Source organism: uncultured Algibacter sp. (assembly GCF_947490405.1).
Classification (GTDB): domain Bacteria; phylum Bacteroidota; class Bacteroidia; order Flavobacteriales; family Flavobacteriaceae; genus Algibacter_B.
This window is the reverse complement of record NZ_CANLGU010000004.1, coordinates 44056-64453: the sequence shown is the minus strand read 5'-3', so window position 1 is coordinate 64453 and position 20398 is coordinate 44056. Positions and strand designations below refer to the sequence as shown.

The window sequence follows — 20398 nt, the reverse complement described above, 5'->3', positions numbered from 1 at the left end:
AAATCGAAAAACAACTAACCCCTGAGGCTAAATATTTAATTTTTGTTTGCAGCAGCATCTGCTATTCCAGGAAAGTCCCAAACAAAATTTCTTCTATTTAATAAACCAAAATCACCACCATCATCCCAAACTACGGGTACAATACCTTTACTCATACAAGCTTCAACAAAATAATCTGCATGTTTTAATCGTTCAGATTTATCAGCTAAAAGACCTATACTACCCCATTCACCCATTACTACAGGTAATCCTTTAGATATAAAATTGGCTTCTATCCTATTCATCAGGGCATCTATATCCGCTTTATCAGCATCTGAACCCCAATCTGGATCACTGGCTTCTAGTGCAAATCTAAAAGGTACATAGGCATGTATTGAAATAATAACATTAGCATCATTATTTGGTATCACAAAGTCATCCCAAGTTTTCTGAACTACAGAAGCTGCATAAGGCGCTACCATAACTTTACGGAGCTCATTATTACCACCTGTTTTCCTTATAGCATCTAAAATTGTTACATAGTAATCGTTTAAAACTGTTCTCCCTTCTTCAGTACCACCTGTCCATTGTTCTGGAGTATCCTTATGCCTAGGTTCGTTTAACAATTCAAAAATTAGATAATCACTATAATCTTTAAAGTTATTAGCTATTTGTGTCCAAACTTTGTCTAATTGATCTTTTGTGAAAGTTGCTTGTGCTACCGTGGGTATAATCCATTTATCATCATGATGAATATTGATTATTACATACATCCCTTTTTCTAAAGCATAATCTATAATTGATTCAACCCTAGTAAAATAGTTTTTTTCAATTTCAAAATTTGGAGCATCACCCATATTATACCCCCATGTCACAGGAAGTCTAAGGGTTCTAAATCCTCTGTTGTAAATAGCGTCAACCACACCTGTAGTTGGCAGAGGGTTACCCCAAGCTGTCTTATCATTATCCCTAACATCAAAAGAATTTCCAAAATTCCAACCAGGCCCCATATCGGCTACTAATTCTGATGCAGAAATATCCCTAATATCACCTGTAACCTCTTCTATTTCTTCAATTTCTTCTTCCTCTTCAATTTCTTGCTCTATTTTTGTAACATCTCCACTATCGCTTGAAGTTGAGCAATTAATTGTTAATATTCCTAAAAATAAAATAAACCACATTTTTCTCATAATTGTTTTTTTACAAATATAATGGCATTTCAAAAAAAACATTGTGACAAATCGAGCATTAGATGTAAATAATCAGTACCATTATTAAACTATGATGTTGAATACTAATATTTACTGAGTTTCACCAGAAAGAACTTTTAAGCTATGGTTAAAATACAAGGCTTAAAACATTTCGTAGTTTATATGCAAATATTAAAATATTTGTTATATCTTTATGATATCATTTTAATATCATTATAAACTAATTTAATTATGAAAGAAGAGAAAATAATCACACCAGCTAATGGCTATATAATGCTATTTATATTTCTTATTATGTTTATAGGAAGTATAGTTGCCATCATTATAACAGAAAACCTTTTCTTTATAATAACCATAATTTTTGCCATATTTATAGCTTTTGGTTTTATTATGGTACAACCTAATAACTCAAGAGTATTATTACTTTTTGGAAAGTATTTAGGCACCATAAATAAAAATGGTTTCTATTGGGTTATACCATTTTACACGAAAAAGAAAATATCCTTACGTGCTAGTAACTTTGATAGCGAACGCTTAAAAGTGAATGACAAGCTTGGTAACCCAATTATGATAAGTACTATTTTAGTTTGGCGCGTTCAAGATACTTACAAAGCCGCATTTGATGTGGATAATTATGAAAACTTTGTTCGTGTTCAAACTGATGCTGCGGTTCGTAAATTAGCAAGCATGTATCCTTACGATAATTTTGCAGATGAAGGCCATGTGGAAGACATAACATTACGCTCTAGCGTTAATGAAGTGAGTGAAGCCCTAGAAAAAGAAATCCACGAACGTCTTTCTATAGCTGGTATTGAAGTATTAGAAGCAAGAATAGGCTATTTAGCTTATGCACAAGAAATTGCTAACGCTATGTTAAAACGCCAACAAGCAACAGCCATAGTAGCCGCAAGACACAAAATTGTTGAAGGTGCTGTTAGCATGGTAGAAATGGCTCTTGCAGAACTAAGTAAAAAAGACATAGTTGATTTAGATGAAGAACGTAAAGCAGCTATGGTGAGCAACCTTATGGTTATTTTATGTGGCGACAAGGATGCCTCCCCTGTTTTAAATACTGGTACTTTAAATCAATAAGCTATATTTGGTATATTAAACACACTTGAATAACCTAAATCTAAATGGCAAAAAAAAAGGCTTTTGCATTACGTATAAACGAAGAAATGCTCAAGGCTATTGAAAAATGGGCTGCGGATGAATTCCGCAGCACCAATGGTCAAATTGAATGGATGTTGAATGAAAGCCTAAAAAAGGCTAAACGCTCTCCCAAGAAAAACAAGGAGTAGCTATAAATTTATTCTTTCTTACCTGACACCTCCTGCTCCTGCAACAACTTCTTTTGGTATCTGCCTTGTACAATATCTACAATTACTAAAACAACAATAACAAAATAGAAAGTTGTTTTACTCATTGGAACAATTTCATTTTCAAATATTTTTAAATGAGCCAAGTGCCCTCCTTCTGTAACTAACATAATTCCAACAATAAATAAGATAAATAGACCTAAAACCTCATACATTCTGTTTTTAGCTAGAAATACAGAAATTCTATCTGCTAATACCAACATTAACAAACCACTAAAAACAATAGCTATAGCCATTATAATAAATGCAGTTGTTGAATTTTCTATAGAACTTGTTAATCCAATTGCAGCCAAAATGGAATCAAAAGAAAACACTAAATTCATTATCACAATACTAGTTATTGCAGCATTGGCTGATTTTCTTCTTCCACCATCTCCACTTTCAACATCATGACTCAAATCTTTTGTTGAAATCATGTGCCAAATCTCTTTTATAGCCGTATAAATAATAAAACCTCCTCCTGCAAGAACAATTAAACTATGTCCGTTAAATGCAAACTTTAAAACATCATCTATACCTCCTGTTAAAAAAGAAAATGGTTCTTGGAAGAAATCTATAATGGACACTAAAACAAAAAGTAAAACAATTCTTAATGCGATAGCTATCAAAATACCTACTTTTCTAACACGTTTCTGATCTGAAACTGGCGCTTTTTTACTTTCCAAAGAGATGTATAACAGATTATCAAATCCTAAAACAGCTTGTAAAAGCACTAACATAAGTAGCGTGAAAATGTTTTCTAACATGGGTTCTAATTTATTTTGAAGTTGTATTGTCTAAAACAGACAGAATAATATAAAGTAATATGATGATTGGTATGGCAGCAAATTGTAAAACAATTAATAACACAATGCACAAAATTATAAATATGTAACGGATAACATTATCTTTAAAGCTATAATTTTTGAACTTTAATGCGAATAATTTGATACCCGAATTAAGCAAATAACAACTTAAAAAAGTAAGCCCTATTAAAAACCACTTATTTAAAATAATAGCATTAATAGTATCATTATTCTGAAATTCGATGATTAAAGGCAGTGAAATGATCAATAAAGTATTTGCTGGCGTAGGCAAGCCTTTAAAGTATGTTTGTTGATCTTCATCAATATTAAATTTTGCTAATCTGTAGGCCGAAGCCAATGTAATTAATAAGCCCAAAAGTGGCCATACATAATAAAACTCTGGGTTACTAAATTCAAACCCAATAGTTCTATTATACCCAAAACCATCAACGGTCTCTTGCCATGAAGGACCTGTTAACTGTAATAATTTATACATTACAATCCCAGGAACCAAGCCACTTGTTACCATATCTGCCAAAGAATCTAATTGTAGTCCCAATTCACTTTGCACATTTAATTTTCTAGCAGCAAAACCATCAAAAAAGTCAAAAAATATGCCCAAAAACACAAAAAGAGCAGCAAAAACAAAGCTATTATTTACCGCCAGAAGTACAGCGATACACCCACAAAACAAATTTAGTAGCGTAAGTGCATTAGGTATATGTTTTTTCATAGTTAACTTGCTTAGATTTTGTAAAAATAACAAACAAATTGAGTCTAAAGCAATATCTATTATATTTTGAAGTTTTAAAGAATGTAAATTATGTGCATCTTTGTAAAAAAATTGCGATTGAGACTTTACATCACCACGTTATTTTGTGTTCTATCTGCGTCTTTATTTAGTCAAACCGTTAGAAAATACTCTAATGAGTTTATGAATATAGGTGTAGATGCTGCTGCATTGGGTATGAGTAGCGCCGTTACAGCTCACGCCTCTGATGTTAACGCTGGTTATTGGAATCCTGCTGGACTTTTAAAACTTGAAGACAGTCAGCTTGCATTAATGCACTCTAGCTATTTTGCGAATATTGCCAATTACGATTATGCAGCCTACGCAATGCCTCTAGATGATAGAAGTGCGGTAGGTATATCACTAATTCGTTTTGCGGTTGATGATATTTTAAATACAACTCAACTTATTGATGCCGAAGGAAACATAAACTACGACAGAATCAGTTTATTTTCAACTGCAGATTATGGGTTAACATTTTCCTATGCTAGACAACTACCTGTACAAGGCTTAAACTATGGTATAAATGCAAAAGTTATAAGAAGAGTTATTGGAGATTTTGCTTCTTCATGGGGGTTTGGTTTAGATGTTGGTATTCAATTTGAAACCAACAACGATTGGAAGTTTGGTGTTATGGCCAGAGACATAACAACTACTTTTAATGCATGGGCTATTGATGAAGATGAATTTGCCACTATTAGTGATGCTATTGAAGGGCAGAATCAAGAATTACCAGAAACCACAGAAATTACTATTCCTAAATTACAAATTGGGATTTCCAAGTTAGTAGATTTCAATGTTGATTATACGCTTTTAACTTCAGTTAATTTGAATGTTAGGTTTGAAGAAAATAACGATATCATTTCTACATCATTTGCCAGTATAAACCCTGCTTTAGGTTTTGAGTTTGGATATATCGATATGGTTTACCTTCGTGCTGGTATGGGTAATTTTCAAAATGAATTACAAATTGATAATAGCGACCAGTTAACCTTCCAACCTAGCTTTGGTTTAGGTTTTAAATACAATGGCATTCAAATTGATTATGCTTTTACCGATATTGGAGACCAAAGTGTTGCTCTTTATTCAAATGTATTTTCTCTAAAACTTGATTTTAGTATCTTTAGATAGCACTTAGCATACATTTGCAAAATAATTAAACCGTTTAATGGTAAAACTTGAAAAATTGAAAAAAATACTCCTCCTTGCCTTTCTTTTTTTATTTACCAACACTCATTTTGCTCAACAAAGTCAACTGTCTTCTCAAGCAGAAATAAGCGTACTTACGGTAGGCCCAGGATCATCTTTAAATGACGCCTTCGGTCATAGCGCATTCAGAATAAAAGATGTAAACAAGGACATTGATGTTGTTTACGGTTACGGTGAATATGATTTTGATGCCCCAAATTTCTATTTAAAGTTTGCACAAGGAAAACTCAACTATCTTATTAATAAAACTGAATTTAATCGATTTTATCAAATCTACAAATACTACGATAGAGGGATAAAAGAACAGCTGTTAAATCTTTCACAAAGCGAAAAACAAAAGCTATACGATTATTTAATAGACAATTATAAACCCGAAAACAGACGCTATTTATACGAATTCTTTTTTGATAATTGTGCCACTAAAATTAAAGATGTAACTAATGTTACTCTAAATAATACTATAACGTTTAACAAACCTAGAGGTTTTAAAGATTCCACTTTCAGAACCTTAATACAAAACAATCTAAACAGAAATTCCTGGGGGAGTTTGGGCATTGACTTAGCTCTTGGCTCAGTTATAGATAGACAAGCTACCCCTGAGCAACATATGTTTTTACCTGAAAACATCTATAGGTTTTTTGAACATGCAACCATTGAAAGTTACAACAAACCTCTGGTTAAGTCTAACAGAGTATTGTATGTAAAAAAAGATATTCCTCAAACTAGTAATTTTTTATTGAGCCCTCTTTTTATTTTAAGTATTATTAGTCTTTTAATTATTTATACAACCTGTAAAGACTATACAAAATCAAAACGAAGCAAATGGCTAGATGTTATACTTTTTATACTTACAGGATTGATTGGTATTCTAATATTGTTATTATGGTTTGCTACCGACCATACTGGTACACATCAAAACTATAATTTACTTTGGGCTTTTGCTCTTAATGTTTTATTTGCACATCAACTTCTAAAAACAAAAGCTTCCAGATGGTTTATAAAATATTTAAAGTTTTTAATTATTTTACTTTCCCTATTAACACTACATTGGATTATTGGTGTACAAGTTTTTGCAATTGGACTAACTCCGCTTTTAATAGCCTTGTTTATTAGATATATTTTTTTAATAAAGTATTACGGTAAATTATAATTTCTTTTTTTAGAAAACCTTTAAACTGAAAATTACTTATATACTACTGGCCTCGAAAGAAAATAATAGTACTTAATGTTTTTATCAAAATATTCATATCAAGAAAAAAGCCCCTGTGTTTGATATAATATAAATCATATTGTAGTTTAAGTAAACTATCATCAATTGATGCTGCATATCTTGTTTTTACCTGTGCCCAACCTGTAAGTCCTGGCTTAACAATGTGACGTGTTTCGTAAAAGGGCAGCATTTTAGATAGTTCTCTAACAAAAAATGGACGTTCTGGCCTTGGACCTATCAAACTCATTTCGCCTTTTAAAATATTAATAAACTGCGGTATTTCGTCAAACCTTGAGTGTCTCAAGAATTTACCAAAAGGGGTTACTCGTACATCTCCCTTTTTTGCCCATGCTATGCCAGATTGTTCCGCATCCTTTATCATAGTTCTAAACTTTATAATCTTAAAAAGTCTACCATTCTTACCAACACGCTCTTGTGAATAAAATAATGGCCCACGATTTCCTATAAAATTTCCTAATAAAACAAACGGAATTAAAATTCCCCCTATTAAAACACCAATAAATGATATTATAATATCGAAAAGACGATGAAAAAAAAGATAAAGTTTATTCTGATTATTTCTACTGAAAGGGAAATACTTATAAAAATCTTTGCCTACAAACTGAACAGGTATCCGCTGTGTTAAATCCTCATAAACTTGTGTGTACTCATTTATAGGAAAACCTTCTTCCAATAGTTTTATAAGTGTATAATAAATTTCAGAAGTAATATTTTCTGAACTATAACTTGCAACAACAATCTCAGATAAATTTTCTTTTTTTATAACATCAATGATATGTCTTGGCGCGTATTCCTTAATAGCATTAAATTTTACAGACGACAATTTATCGCGCTCACAATTAACAAACCCAACAATTTTGTAATTTGGATCAGAACTTTTGAAGGCTTCAACTATAGTTTCAATATTTGAAGTTTCTCCAATAATTAAAACTTTCTTGTAAAACCTTGGAGACACTATAAACGTGATATAAGCAAAACGCCATAAGAACAAGGCAAAGAGAATTGAAAAATAAAAGAATAATATTTGCAACCTGTTATCTGGCAAAACGGGTGTATAAAAAGGTGTTAAAAGATAAAAAAGCACGGTTGTAGATACTGTAAATACAATACCTGAAGCTATTTTATCAATTCTACTAGATTTTTGCAAATCATAAAGCTCAAAAACGGTAGCAAAAATAGATACGTATAAAACAAGCACCAAAACCCACGTCCAGTTTTCTTTAGTGATTGTAAAATAATCAAAATCAAAACTATTACTAACGAAATAAAGTGTAAAAAGAATAGACAATACATCGAAAATACGGAGAAGTATTTTCCGTTCAGATATATTAAAATGAATACCACTATTAGACATTCGTCATAAATGAAAATTGAGAGATGATAAAGATAGTAAGTAAATTCAATTAAGCACCAATTATTTTAACAGTTTAATCCAACGCTTCTTAACAATTCCCCAATCAAACTGCTCTACATAATATCTAGCTTCTTTAGCTATTTGATTCGTTTTTTCTTCAGAATCAATAACCTCAACAATACTTCTTATAAATTCATCTGCACTATTAGGAGGTACCAAAAATCCATTTTTTTTATGTTCTATTAAAAAAGGTAACCCACCAACATTTGTAGATATTACAGGCAAACCTAGGGCCATAGCTTCTATGACACTAACAGGCATATTATCAAAATTTGTGGTATTTATAAAAATATTATAATGCTCTGACAACTTAACCCATTCCTCTTTAGTTAATTTTCCTTTAAAATCAACTTTTACTCCCAATTTATCTGCATGCTTTTTCACTTCAGATAAGCTCCCATCACCCTCTGGACCTACCATACAAAGTTCGCTATCAATATTTTTTTTCTTCAAACCGTTTAAAACTTCAACAGCCAATACCGGGTTATAAATTCTTGAAAATGAACGTACCCATAGCAATTTTACTGTGTCGAAAACTTTTTCTTTAAAAGCATAATTATTAACTTCAATTGTATTGGGAATACAAATAACATTTTTAATACCTAAGATCTCAAAATTTGACTTTACATATACTGAAGGTGCTACATTGGTATAGGCATTTTTAAATATAGCCTTAGACAATTTAGGCGATCTTTTTAATCGATCTGGAAGGTTACCTCCATGAAGAATTGGAATATAATTTAATCTCAATGCTCTACACAATTGACTCACTAAAAAAGCATAGTAGAAATTTAAAGTACTATAAACGTCAATTAAGACATAATCTGCTTTTCTACTATATTTTATACAAACCCAAAGCATATCCAACAACCTAATAACTATACTCCTTTTAGAGGACGCTGAATAAACGCTATAACCTGTCTCTGCCAATAAATTACCCAAGACATCTATAGAAGATAAATTTGCTTCTTTTTTTACGCCTTGTTTATTTCCAATATAGATTAAGGTTTTCAAGATTTCACAGAGATTAGTTTCTTTTTAGATTTTGAACGATTCAACTGCTTTACTTTACTATTTTTAAATTGTATATCTAACAAACAAAGTCCATAAACAAAAGCAGGAGCTGCAATTCGCATAGAAGAGTGATTAATGGTTAAAAACCAGAACAAGTAACATGAATAAAAGAAAATATTGGATTTATGCTGTATTCGAAATAATAAAGGTGTAAATAATAAAATTAAAAATGCAGCCATTCCAAATAAGCCATGTTCTGACAAAATTCGACTCATCTCATTATGAGAAGCTGCCTCTATACCTTCGCTTTTTTGTCTTAATTCTTTAATTTTCCCAACACCAACTCCTAAAACTGGATTTTTTAAAAACTCATCTATTTCAAAAGACACTAAATCTGCACGTCCTGTAGAAATATCAGCTTTCTCCCTACCAAGAGCATCTCTATTAGTATAACGTTTATCAATTAAACCACTCGTTTGTATCGAAGAAAACAACCATATTAATAAACCTATACTTATAAATAAAAAAACCGTCCTACTAATTCTAAACTTTGCTTTAGCATTTACTTTAATAAAATAAAAATAGATGAATGCCACAATCATAATTAACGCAGTAATTACCCCACCACGACTAAAGGTTACAATAGCTCTATAGCTTACTAGAGCCACTATAAATCCATTTATAAGTTTCATAAAAAGAGAGGGAGAGAGCATAAAAAACCGAATACTATAAACAAACATACCTAGTCCCAAAACAGTAGATACTTGATTTGGTCCAAATCCTCCTGATGCTGCAAAGTTGGATCCTGTTCCTGTTAGTGTATCTTTTATACTTGGTGTGTACAAAAACAGATATACCATTGTAGATAATAGAGGTAATGCCATAGCCAATAACACTCTATGCATATCTTGATAAGCAATTTTTCTCTTATAACAAAAAATGGATACAATACCCAAACAAACGGGGCCGCTTAAATTAAATGCAATGGCTGTTCTAATTGTAGTTTGTTCTGTAATATTAAATCCAGCTACTAATATTCCTGGTATCAATAAAAAAATATAAATAATGTATGGTATGGGTTGCTTTAGCCTTATGCCTACAATACCAAATAAACAAAACAGAATAACCAAATATTTTGAAGTTTCGTATAAGAAACTACCTCCTGTCATTCTTAGAAACACCTCTGCTCCTACAACATAACTACAAGCCATTAAAACCTGAACTACCTTTTTTGACGGCGGGCTCCTAAAAATCTGATTTGAAAAATATATAAAAATACCCAGCAGATATATTTTAGAAAGAAATTCTAAACTATAAATTGCAAACCCAATTAAGATATGTAAGCCAATGAGTTTTATGTAATTTAAATTTTTCAAACTAATGTGTTGCTTTATTATATACTTCTAAAACCCTATTTAATTGAGATTGTTCTGAGAAGTTATCCTTAACATGTTGGCTAAACTTAGTTGCGTACTCATTTCTAATTGAATCATTTTCTATATAAAAAATTAAAGCTTCAGATAGCTCTTCATAGCTTAATGCTTTAACTACTAAACCATTAAAATTATTATCAACCACACTACTAACCTCACCAACACTTGTAGCTACTACAGCTAAATTTGACAATCCATATTCTAATAAAGCTACTGGCAAGCCTTCAGATTTAGATGACAATACACCTATTTCACATTGCGTTAAAATATTAAAAACATCAGGTTTACTACCATAGATAAACACAGATTCATCTATATTCAATGTTTTAATTTTAGACTTAACTTGAGACGAATAATTATCATTAAAGTCTTTACCTACACAATGCAAAGTCCACTCAGGATGAAACTTTAAAACATTATTAAAAGCATCAAGCAGAGTGATGTGATCTTTTTGAGATCTTAGATTTGCCAAACAAACTATACGTTTACCTGCATTACCATTTAAAACTGTTGACGCATCATGACTATCAACTGAAGCAAAATTTGGTAAATAAGAAATATTTTTAGCTCTTAAATTTTGTTTTGCCCAAACCTCTAAAGCTCTATTAACACTAAAAACATGAAAAAAATACTTAGAGCAAAATTGCAACATACGAGATTTTCTGCCACTAAGAAACTCACTATTTCCATAATGATCATGCCACAAAACAATCAAATTTTTATTAAAAAACTTTGCGATTACTGCCAAAAAAAAAGATGATGAGTGCGCATGAATAATGTTTATACCATTCTCCTTTATAAAACGATTAAGTAACCTTATGGCTTTTAAATCAATAGTTTTTTTCTTTTCTAGAAAAAGATAACCTACTTCATTAAACAAACTTTTTTTTAACAACCCTTCTTTTCTAGTGGCACACAAAAAAGACGCCTCTATCTTAGCAGATAAGGCATTTGCCAAATTAACGGCAACACGTTCTGATCCACCAGTATCTAAAGAATCTATTAATTGTAAAACGCGCATTAAGTTTCTATTAATTTAATAATTTCAGTCTCAAAAACATCTAAAGTATAGCTTTGTGACCACTTAAAAGCATTTTCTGATATTGATTTTAAGCGCTCTGAGCTTTTCAAACTATTCAAAACACACTGTACTGCATTTTCTAAGTTATAATCAATTAAAATCCCTCTTTTGCCGTAATCCAGCATATATGAAACACATGAAACCGAAGTTGAAATAGGTATTACACCAAAAAACATAGCTTCCGCAATGGCTTTTGGCCAACCTTCAGATCTTGATGGCAGTATTAAAAAATGTGCTTTCTGAAATGCTTGTTTAAGCGTGTTCTTATCTCGATTACCCTTCAATTTAATATAATTATCAAGGTTATTATCATCAATATACTTTTGCAATTCTGATTTCAACACACCATCCCCATATAAGCACAATTCAGCTTGAACCCCTATTTTAACTAGCGCTTCAACAACTTGAATTGCGAATAATGGGCGTTTACCCTCAACTAAGCCACCAACAAACACGAATAGAAGACGATCTGAATAATCACGCACTTTTGGAGTTAAACGTTCTTCATTTTTATATGTTGCAGTAAAAAAAGGTTTTATGTTTTTTGATTGATTCTCCCAATCACCATAAACCAAAACTTTTATGTTTTTTGTTAGAAAGGTATTAGAAAGTATCCATTTTTGAAATTTATAACTTAATGGCTGGCTCGCATCAGGATCCCAGTTTCCAGCATACTTTGCTGTTTTAACTTTTTTAGGAAAAAGTATTTGAACCAAACACCCTAGCAACCCAATATTACCTGGACATCTTAAATGAATATGATCTGAATTTTTACATGCCTTAAAAATTTCAAAGAGTATTGAAGGTATTTTAAAAAGTGACAAAAACGCCTTTTTTACATTTGTAAACTCTATTGAATATACCTCTTTAAAATTCAGATTATCATGCTTATAATGTAAATCAATTAAACTTTTACTTTTATCACTTTTTGGCGCCAATAAAACCACCTGATCTACATGTTTTAACCATATATTCATTTCCCGCACATAGGGTGCGTATGCACAAATACCATCTTCATCCACTAAATGCGGCACATGAGTTATGATTAAAAAATTCATTTTTTCAAGGTATAGAATACTTTTAATAAATCTTTTGGTGTTCTTTTAATAGTATCTTTTTTAAAAGTAAAAGCATTACCAACTGGCATGGATACAGTTCTCTTACTTGGTTTTAAACCTCTAATTTTATCTAAATATTTTAACCACCCAAATAAGAATCTAGTTATAAATAATAAAGCACTTCTTATAATTCTTTTAGAACTAAGGTTTACTAAATAATTTGAAATTACAACTGCAACTAAAGAGGCACTACCTTCTGTAATTTCACTTTTTATAACTTCGCATTGAGGGAATAAACTCCTTAAACCTGTGTAGGTAAATCTAAAAAAATCATAAGGCTCTGCATGATAAGGAAAATTTTGAGGCGCTTCAATTTGAATAATCCCTCCAACCTTTGTTACGCGTTGTAATTCTGAGCAAAATAGCCATGGATTGATTGTATGCTCTATAACTTGTGCTGCTAAAACAATATCAAAGCAATCATTTTTAATAGGAATAAAATGTCCATCAAAAATATAATCAGGTTTGAATTGATTATGAACATCAGAAGTTACAATATCACAATTAGGAAACATTTTTTTATAATAATCACTTTTCTCTCCTACACCAACAATAAGCATTTTACTATTATCTGGCAAAGATTTAGCAAGCGTTGTATACCTATTGTTTATATAAAAATCTTTATTTAATGATGGTAATAATTGCCTTCTAATATAGTTTTTAAGGTTTGATTTATCTAGGTGCGCTTTGTCCTGTGTTGTTGCTTTAGCTTTAATAATATCCGATTCATCAAAAATAGACTCTCTACCTAATAATATAGGTATTCCATTAAACACAGGTAATTTAGATTGGTCCTCAAATAGATAATAGCTATCTGTAATCTCAATTAGTTTTGAGTGTGTATCAGGGTGAATAATATTATTAAACATTATAATTTATTAAGATATTAAAACTTTAATCCAACTTATAGTTCGCCCTAAAGCTTCACTAAATGCCTCCTTTTTTTTTGGTGTTGTTATCGTATTACTAAATCTAATTAAAATTAATAATAGCGTAATGGCATGCCATTTTACTTTTACTTTTAAAGTTGGCTTTGGGTTTTTAGTTCGCCATATATGGAAGCCATTCCTAACAACCATTTTACCATATTTATATAAATTTGGTCTGCCTGAAGCTTCATGGTAATGGTATACCTTTGCTGCGGTATTTAAAAATAATTTACCTGTTTTTGCAACACGTATTGAAAAATCGGCATCTTCGTATAATCCATAGCCTTCAAAAAAAGTAGAGAATTGATGTTTTTCAAAAACATCCTTTTTAAAAGACGACACACCTCCCATTAATAATTCAACTTGATAAACTTTATTACTTGGCGGCAAAAAACTAACACTTCTTGCATGAGAAAATAATGGCAAAATACCTGGTGAACAATCACAATCTAATCCAAACTTTTTTCGAAGTATAAAACGCTTACTGTCTTTACGTTTCCAACCATCAAAATAAAACTCATCAATTTTAGGCTTGTAGTTATCTCCAACAAACTCAAAATTAGTCTCATTTACAATATAACCACCAACCCCTAAAGCATCAGGGTTTTCACTATAAGTATTTAATATGCTTTCAAAATAATCTGGTTCTAAAACCGTATCATCATCTAAAAAACACACGATTTTAGAAGTTTTTGAAACCAAATTGATACCAAAATTTCGTTGCTTTGTTAATCCTCTTTGGGCTTCTTCAACCCTAAAATACTTTAAGTTATTAAATTTATTTTGCTCTAAAGAAATTTTTGTTTTTTGATTGGTAGAACCATCAACAATAAGTATTTCATCAGGATAAGATGTTTGATTTTGTACCGATTTTAGCAACTTAATTAGTGGCTCACCCCGCATGTAGGTACAAATAATTAATGTAAATTTCATATTCACACAGTATTACTTAAATAGTTAGCCCACTTGTTACTTACTTGCCATTGTTTTTTAAATAATGAAATATATTTAAACGGGTTTTTAATTGACTGATCTTTATAAAACTTTAAAAACAATATGGTTTTATAACCTAACAATTGATACTTAGTTGAATTTATTTTTCTGTAAAACATTACTGTTGGTGAAGGTTTTGGCTGAATCAAATCATCTTCCCATGGATGTTTAAACTGCGTTCTAAACCCACCGATAGGTGCTTTTAAATGTAAAATCTTAATATCGGGTGCGTATATTACATCTGCACCTAGATTTCTTAATTGCATACCAAAATCTGAATCTTCTCCATAACCAAATTCCAATGCATTCCTAAAGGCAATTTTTTTAAAAAACTTAGTAGACAATATACTACTACCACCTCCAAAGGCACTCCATTGTATGGGTGCTTTATGTTTTTCTATTTCATTTTCTTGTAAATAGCTCATGCTAATAACGTCAAATTTATAACGTTGCATTTTAACGATGACGTCTTTTAGTAAGTTTTTACCAAATTTATTATCATCGTCTGCAAGGTAAACGAAATTAGCTGTTACTTTTTGCAATGCCAGATTTCTTGCATTACAAACACCAGTTTGATGGATAAATTCATGAATTATTTTAAATGGCCAATCCTTATTTTTAATGTAGTCCAACACAGATTCCGATGTTTTATCATTATTCTGTTCTACAACTATAACTTGTTTTGGTAAAATGGTTTGATTTGAAAGGTCTATTAAAACATCATATAAATATTTTTTTCTTCCTAATGTTGGAATAATAACATCAATAGTTTTATTTAAATCAATTAAAAAATTACTAATTGGCTCTAGTTCAAAATTAATAGTGAAACTATTTTTCTTTATAAAAAATGTTTTTAGAAAAGCTATTAATGGAAATTTACGCTCATAAATAATAAAATTAATTAGCAATAAAATACTCCAAACAGCTTTATAATTAAGCTTTACAAACTTAAACAACTCACTAATAGGAGCTGAAACTTGATTAACTGAATTGTATTGTTTAAGTAAATTAGGCTCTGAATAACAAAACAAGCCTTTACTCATTCCTTTTTTTGCAATAACATTTAAAGCAAAATCAAATGTATTATTTAGATTAATTTTACTTTCAAACTTTAATAATTGTGATGTATAAATAGCCCCTACCTGACTACTCATAAGCCACGTAGGGTATTTAACGCGCTTGTTTACTTTTAAAAATGGAGAATCTTCAACATAACCAATCTGCTCTGGTAAATATTGATTTTCACCAAAAGAGACCATCATATTTTTAAGATGAAATGTCGATTTAATAGCATCAATATCTAATGACGCTTTTAACGATTCATGACACCACACTAGTATCGTGTTTTGATTGTAATTAGCAACACTAAACAAAGCTTTTAAAGGATTTTTTATGGTGTTTTCAATAAATTGATTAGTCTTTAAATCAACGATTTCTATAACAGTTTCATTATTGTGAGTTAATAGAATCATCTGTTCAAAATAGATTTATAATATTTAATATTAATATCTACATTTTTTTCAATATCAAAAGCATCCTCAACTTTTAATCTTGCTGCTTTACCAATTTGCTCACAAAGCTTTTCGTTATTTAATAGTTTAAGTATTGTATTTGCATAGCCTTCAATATTTGTTGGGTGCACCAAATAGCCATTAATCCCATCACCTATCAACTCTTGCGCCCAACCTATACTAGTATTAACAACTGGTTTTTGCATTGCCATAGACTCAATAGTTACCATCCCTAATGTTTCTGCAAATGATGGATATGCACAAACATGAGACTTTTTTATATACTCCTGAACTTTCTCATAAGGTACCCTACCTAGATAATTAACCTGTTTTTTAGCTTCTTCTGAAAAAATATCTTGCATAAGTTTAAAGGTTGAGGCGCTACCTGTTTTTATATCAGACGAATCCCCACCTATTAAAACCAATCTTGCTTCTGGCTCCTTTTCTATAACTTTATTAAAAATTTCAGCCAATTCTAAAACACCTTTTTTTCTTATGATGGTGCCAATATATAAAATGGTATTAGAATCGAATTCATCAGGTTTTTCATTAACAAAATGCTGTAACTGCAAACCGTAGTGAATGGTTTTTATTTTCTTTTGGTTTAATCCAAAAATTTTTCGCGTCTCTTCCCCTGCATAAGTGGTAGGCGCTATGTAAGCAGATGCACCTTTTAAAGCTAACTTTTCAAACATATAGTTTTTAAACTTCTGCTTACGCTTATCTAATTTACAGAAATAAGCATCACTTCCATGAAACCTAATAACTAAAGGCACTTTAAACCTCATAAACGCAGTAATACCTGTCCAATCTGGGGCTTCTAAAATATCGATACTTTTCTTTTTGACTATTTTATTGACATAATTTTGAACAAACTTTCGGTAGAAATACCACGTAAATAACTTGTAGCTCTCTCTTTTTATAAGGTGAATTTCAACACCTTCGTCATGCACAACAGTTGATTCTTCTTGATGATAAACAAATACCGTAACGTCAACACCCTTTTTAACCAAGGTAATAGCCAAATTTTTAATACTCGTTGCTATACCTGCAGCAAACTTAACTTGCGGATGTGGATATTCTGATGTTATAAGGCCTACTCGCATACTTTATTTTAAAATTGAGCTAATGGTGTTCCAAATATTTTTTGAGGCTTGTGTTGGAGTTTTTCCAACTACAATCTGATACCATGCTTTACAGGTTTCAACATTAGATAACTTACCCTCTAAAACCTGTTTTATTAAACCTTCCAAATTGTTTTTATCCGTACAAAAAATCGCAGCTTCTTGACTTGGCATGCTTCTAAAGTGCACGTACTTGTAATTCTGGCCAATATCTCGAATACCTTTTTTTAATTGTGGCTGCTCATAGTTATAATAAATACAAGGCTTATTATGCGTAACAAAATCAAAAACAGTAGACGAACACACATTAGTTACAAACTCACTATGCTCGCAAACATTATAGAGCATTTTAAAGTCTTCTGGTGTTGGTAGCACTTGATTCCATTGACTTCCAACTTGTTTCCAAATAGGATTTAACACGGCAATTATATCTTTATTCGCCTCTATAACCGCATCATACCTAGGTGTAAAATCGACTGGACATTTTCTGTAAATAATTCCTAAATTTTCGCCTTTACTATTTAAATTTCTAACAGCTTTTGCTAAATCTTCTAAATAATATTGATCTAAAGGTGAAGTAGTTTCATCATCACCAGAATAACAGATGTATTTTTTATTGACGTCTAAACCGTTCGACTTAAAAAAATCTACTCTTGTTTCTTTTAAAGACGTATCATAATGAGGTTCAAATTGAGGTGTCCCAGTAACAAATACCTGATTTTCTTTTACAAAGGGGTAATATTGCAAAACTTGTTGCTTCATTAAATCACTCCAAACAAAATAATAATCGGTTTCAACCACTTGCATCGCTTTCGGCACATTATCCCATGAATATACAAATGCCACAGTTGGAATTCCTAAATCCTGAGCTGCTAATAATGCACTTATAGATTGTGTTGCACGTTGTGTTGTACAAAACACTAAATCGGGTTTATGAGCTTCTAATTGTACTTTACAATATTTATATTTTGATGTAGAGCGCTCTAACTTATTGATTTTTGCTCGTAATTTAACCACACCCTTTTCCGAAGAATACAAACCTACCAAACATTTAGTATACAAACTTATTAGGCAGTTTTTTACGCCTTTATAGTTAAAAGGAAACTTATAAGTGGTGTAAACGCTATCATTAAACTTATCTCTAGAAACATTTAATTCTGCTCGTTTTCTAGCTCTTGAGTATATTGGCAATAAGGGATGCGCGGAGTGGTCTTCAATTTTAACTTCATTGAACCCCAAATTGTCTTTTAAGGAGAAAATAGTGTTATTCCAATAGGTGATATCAAATCCCATTTGCTCACCAATATCCTTAAAATCTGTAAAGGCAAAATTTCTTAAACCCACTCCATCAGGAAAAAAAACAAATACTTTTTTTTTCATCTGTTTTAATTAAACTTTAAAAGGGCAAACTTCCATAAGCCCGCTACACAATTTTTCTACAACACGCGTTTCAGGGAGTGATTCTTTATCTTTAAAAAGGTTTTCTAATGTATTTAAACTCATTTTAACATCAATTATTTTTGATGTATAATTTGAGATTTTTACAGACTCAAAATAATCTTGATATTTTATATCGTCTCCAAAAACATCACCAGAAAATTTTTGCCATATAGCAGAAATACCATAGGCATGAGCCACAATAACCCCATGAAGTGATGATGATACTATTTTTTCGCACTTTAGAAAAGCGTTCGTAGTTTCCTCAACATCATTCGTCATTAAATCAATTAATAAAATATCATTTTCATTTTTATAAAAATCTTTAATTTTATTAAAATCGCTATAATGCGGAATGACACCAATAGCATATTTTTTTTCTATTTTTGGATTATAATATTTTGGCAATAATAATGCTGGGTCTCCATAAACTTCTGGAACATCATAACCTTGTTGTACTAGATGACTTCTGGTTTGTGGCCCTCTTACTGCGAGGAATTTTGCTTTTTTTATAGGATAGTCTTTTGAAATAATACCACTACCCCAAACAATGCATTTATGATTTACATTGGTTAGTATGCTACCAATCGTTACATAGATAGGGCTAAAAAAATCTTGTATTGAAAATTTTGAAGGCTTAGTCCAAATCGCTTCTTTCTGAGATATTTTTTCAACTAGATATTTTCCGAGTAAATCTCCGTAGTTTTCTTTGGATTTACCTTGCATCTTTATTTCATTCCACCAAAATAATCTAATCTTACCTAATGAAAACATACTATCCTTTTTGATTTTTCAACTTATCACGCTGCACTTGTTCAATAGGCAAAATATCTTGATTTTTAAATTGAAGTGCTTTATAAACCGCATTAACATCTCTACTTAGCTTACGCAACCCCATTGGCTCTAGAGATGCTGCATGATCGGTTCCTTTCCAAGTTCTATCAATAGTATAATGTCTTTCAATAATATTGGCTCCTAAAGTATAAGCAGCAACATCTACAGCGATTCCTAAATGGTGTCCAGAAAAGCCAATATGCTTAACATCATCACCATATTCCTTGTTCAATAAATTAATATCTAAAAGACATACATCTCCAAACGGCACAGGATAGCCCGATGTACAATTATAAAGTACCAAATCTTGGTTTCTATTTTTTCTTTTGAAAAGATTAACCAAATCTTTAATCTCATCCTTTGTTGTCATTCCTGTTGAAATATGCAACTCACCTTTATAACTATCGCATAACCACTCCAACATAACAACATTATTATTACATGCTGAAGGTATTTTAATAAAATCAGGATTTAATGATACTATTTCTTTAGCTGATGTTAAATCCCAAACAGATGTTGAATATGTGATACCTATCTCTTCGCAATAGTTTTTTAATTCCTGGTGTTGATTAATATCAAACTCTAAAAACTCCCTATGCGCTCCGTAAGTATCACCATAAGAATTCATGGGGTTTGGGTGCGGTTGATTGTATTGCTCCTCTGTTAATAATTCTTTATTATTTCGTTTTTGAAACTTAACTGCATCAACATTACAGAATATTTTAGCTACTTTAATAAGCTCTTTCGCTATTTCTATATCACCTTTATGATTACAACCAATTTCTGCAATGATATATGGTTTTTTATACGAATTCATTGTAATTATTTATTTTAATCTAGCAATCAAAAGTTAATTATTTCGGCTAAAATACATTTTTAAAAATCAAAAAAGGATATAGAAAAATTGAATTTTAAATGAATGAGGT

At 31.0% G+C, this 20398-nt stretch carries 19 protein-coding genes; 4 read left to right on the top strand and 15 right to left on the bottom strand.

Features of this window, described 5'->3' with window-relative positions:
* Positions 1-35 precede the first annotated feature (35 nt).
* Positions 36-1160, bottom strand: coding sequence for a glycoside hydrolase family 5 protein (locus Q0772_RS09890; RefSeq protein WP_298343745.1), 1125 nt, complete (start codon positions 1158-1160; stop codon positions 36-38).
* Between the two features lie 261 nt (positions 1161-1421).
* On the opposite strand from Q0772_RS09890, the gene Q0772_RS09885 reads away from it, so the two are divergent.
* Entirely contained in the window at positions 1422-2282 is an 861-nt protein-coding gene (locus Q0772_RS09885; protein WP_298343742.1) for an SPFH domain-containing protein, read from the top strand.
* Positions 2283-2326: 44 nt separating this feature from the next.
* Positions 2327-2491 carry an Arc family DNA-binding protein gene (locus tag Q0772_RS09880; RefSeq protein ID WP_298343739.1) on the top strand — a complete coding sequence of 55 codons (165 nt, stop codon included), beginning with the start codon at positions 2327-2329 and terminating at the stop codon, positions 2489-2491.
* A gap of 8 nt (positions 2492-2499) precedes the next feature.
* Here Q0772_RS09880 and Q0772_RS09875 read toward each other — a convergent pair whose 3' ends face one another.
* Together Q0772_RS09875 and Q0772_RS09870 are read right to left on the bottom strand one after the other, a co-directional pair.
* Positions 2500-3315 carry a tellurium resistance protein TerC gene (locus Q0772_RS09875; protein WP_298343736.1) on the bottom strand — a complete coding sequence of 272 codons (816 nt, stop codon included), beginning with the start codon at positions 3313-3315 and terminating at the stop codon, positions 2500-2502.
* A gap of 10 nt (positions 3316-3325) precedes the next feature.
* Positions 3326-4087, bottom strand: a complete 762-nt coding sequence (locus tag Q0772_RS09870) for a CDP-alcohol phosphatidyltransferase family protein (protein ID WP_298343734.1) — start codon at positions 4085-4087, stop codon at positions 3326-3328.
* 201 nt (positions 4088-4288) lie between these two features.
* On the opposite strand from Q0772_RS09870, the gene Q0772_RS09865 reads away from it, so the two are divergent.
* Positions 4289-5275: a PorV/PorQ family protein gene (locus Q0772_RS09865; protein WP_298344629.1), complete on the top strand. Its 987-nt coding sequence runs from the start codon at positions 4289-4291 to the stop codon at positions 5273-5275.
* 55 nt (positions 5276-5330) lie between these two features.
* Entirely contained in the window at positions 5331-6503 is a 1173-nt protein-coding gene (locus tag Q0772_RS09860) for a DUF4105 domain-containing protein (protein WP_298343731.1), read from the top strand.
* A 43-nt stretch (positions 6504-6546) separates the two neighbouring features.
* Here the strand turns inward: Q0772_RS09860 and Q0772_RS09855 are convergent, their stop codons facing one another.
* Genes Q0772_RS09855 through Q0772_RS09800 form a run of 12 tightly spaced genes read right to left on the bottom strand, consistent with a single transcriptional unit; the run spans position 6547 to position 20289 of the window.
* A complete protein-coding gene (locus Q0772_RS09855) occupies positions 6547-7938 on the bottom strand; it encodes an exopolysaccharide biosynthesis polyprenyl glycosylphosphotransferase (protein WP_298343728.1) in 1392 nt (463 codons plus the stop codon).
* Between the two features lie 60 nt (positions 7939-7998).
* On the bottom strand, positions 7999-9012 hold the full coding sequence (locus Q0772_RS09850; protein WP_298343724.1) for a glycosyltransferase family 4 protein: 1014 nt from the start codon (positions 9010-9012) through the stop codon (positions 7999-8001).
* Positions 9009-10388 carry an O-antigen ligase family protein gene (locus Q0772_RS09845; protein WP_298343721.1) on the bottom strand — a complete coding sequence of 460 codons (1380 nt, stop codon included), beginning with the start codon at positions 10386-10388 and terminating at the stop codon, positions 9009-9011. Before Q0772_RS09845 ends, Q0772_RS09850 begins: the two co-directional genes overlap by 4 nt.
* Before the next feature lies 1 nt (position 10389).
* Positions 10390-11466 (bottom strand): glycosyltransferase family 4 protein, encoded by a 1077-nt coding sequence (locus Q0772_RS09840; RefSeq protein ID WP_298343718.1) that lies wholly within the window; start codon positions 11464-11466, stop codon positions 10390-10392.
* Positions 11466-12584: a glycosyltransferase gene (locus Q0772_RS09835; RefSeq protein WP_298343715.1), complete on the bottom strand. Its 1119-nt coding sequence runs from the start codon at positions 12582-12584 to the stop codon at positions 11466-11468. Before Q0772_RS09835 ends, Q0772_RS09840 begins: the two co-directional genes overlap by 1 nt.
* Positions 12581-13513 carry a methyltransferase domain-containing protein gene (locus Q0772_RS09830; protein ID WP_298343712.1) on the bottom strand — a complete coding sequence of 311 codons (933 nt, stop codon included), beginning with the start codon at positions 13511-13513 and terminating at the stop codon, positions 12581-12583. Before Q0772_RS09830 ends, Q0772_RS09835 begins: the two co-directional genes overlap by 4 nt.
* A gap of 9 nt (positions 13514-13522) precedes the next feature.
* Positions 13523-14506, bottom strand: a complete 984-nt coding sequence (locus Q0772_RS09825) for a glycosyltransferase family 2 protein (protein ID WP_298343709.1) — start codon at positions 14504-14506, stop codon at positions 13523-13525.
* A 2-nt stretch (positions 14507-14508) separates the two neighbouring features.
* Complete coding sequence (locus Q0772_RS09820; protein WP_298343706.1) at positions 14509-16038, bottom strand: glycosyltransferase family A protein; 1530 nt, start codon at positions 16036-16038, stop codon at positions 14509-14511.
* Positions 16035-17183, bottom strand: coding sequence for a glycosyltransferase family 4 protein (locus Q0772_RS09815; RefSeq protein WP_298343703.1), 1149 nt, complete (start codon positions 17181-17183; stop codon positions 16035-16037). The genes Q0772_RS09820 and Q0772_RS09815 overlap by 4 nt, the downstream gene beginning before the upstream one ends.
* 3 nt (positions 17184-17186) lie before the next feature.
* Entirely contained in the window at positions 17187-18581 is a 1395-nt protein-coding gene (locus Q0772_RS09810) for a UDP-glycosyltransferase (RefSeq protein WP_298343700.1), read from the bottom strand.
* 9 nt (positions 18582-18590) lie between these two features.
* A complete protein-coding gene (locus Q0772_RS09805) occupies positions 18591-19412 on the bottom strand; it encodes a polysaccharide pyruvyl transferase family protein (protein WP_298343697.1) in 822 nt (273 codons plus the stop codon).
* 1 nt (position 19413) lies between these two features.
* The gene (locus Q0772_RS09800) at positions 19414-20289 is read right to left on the bottom strand and encodes an N-acetylneuraminate synthase family protein (RefSeq protein WP_298343694.1); all 876 of its coding nucleotides are present in this window, start codon (positions 20287-20289) and stop codon (positions 19414-19416) included.
* Between the last annotated feature and the right edge of the window lie 109 nt (positions 20290-20398).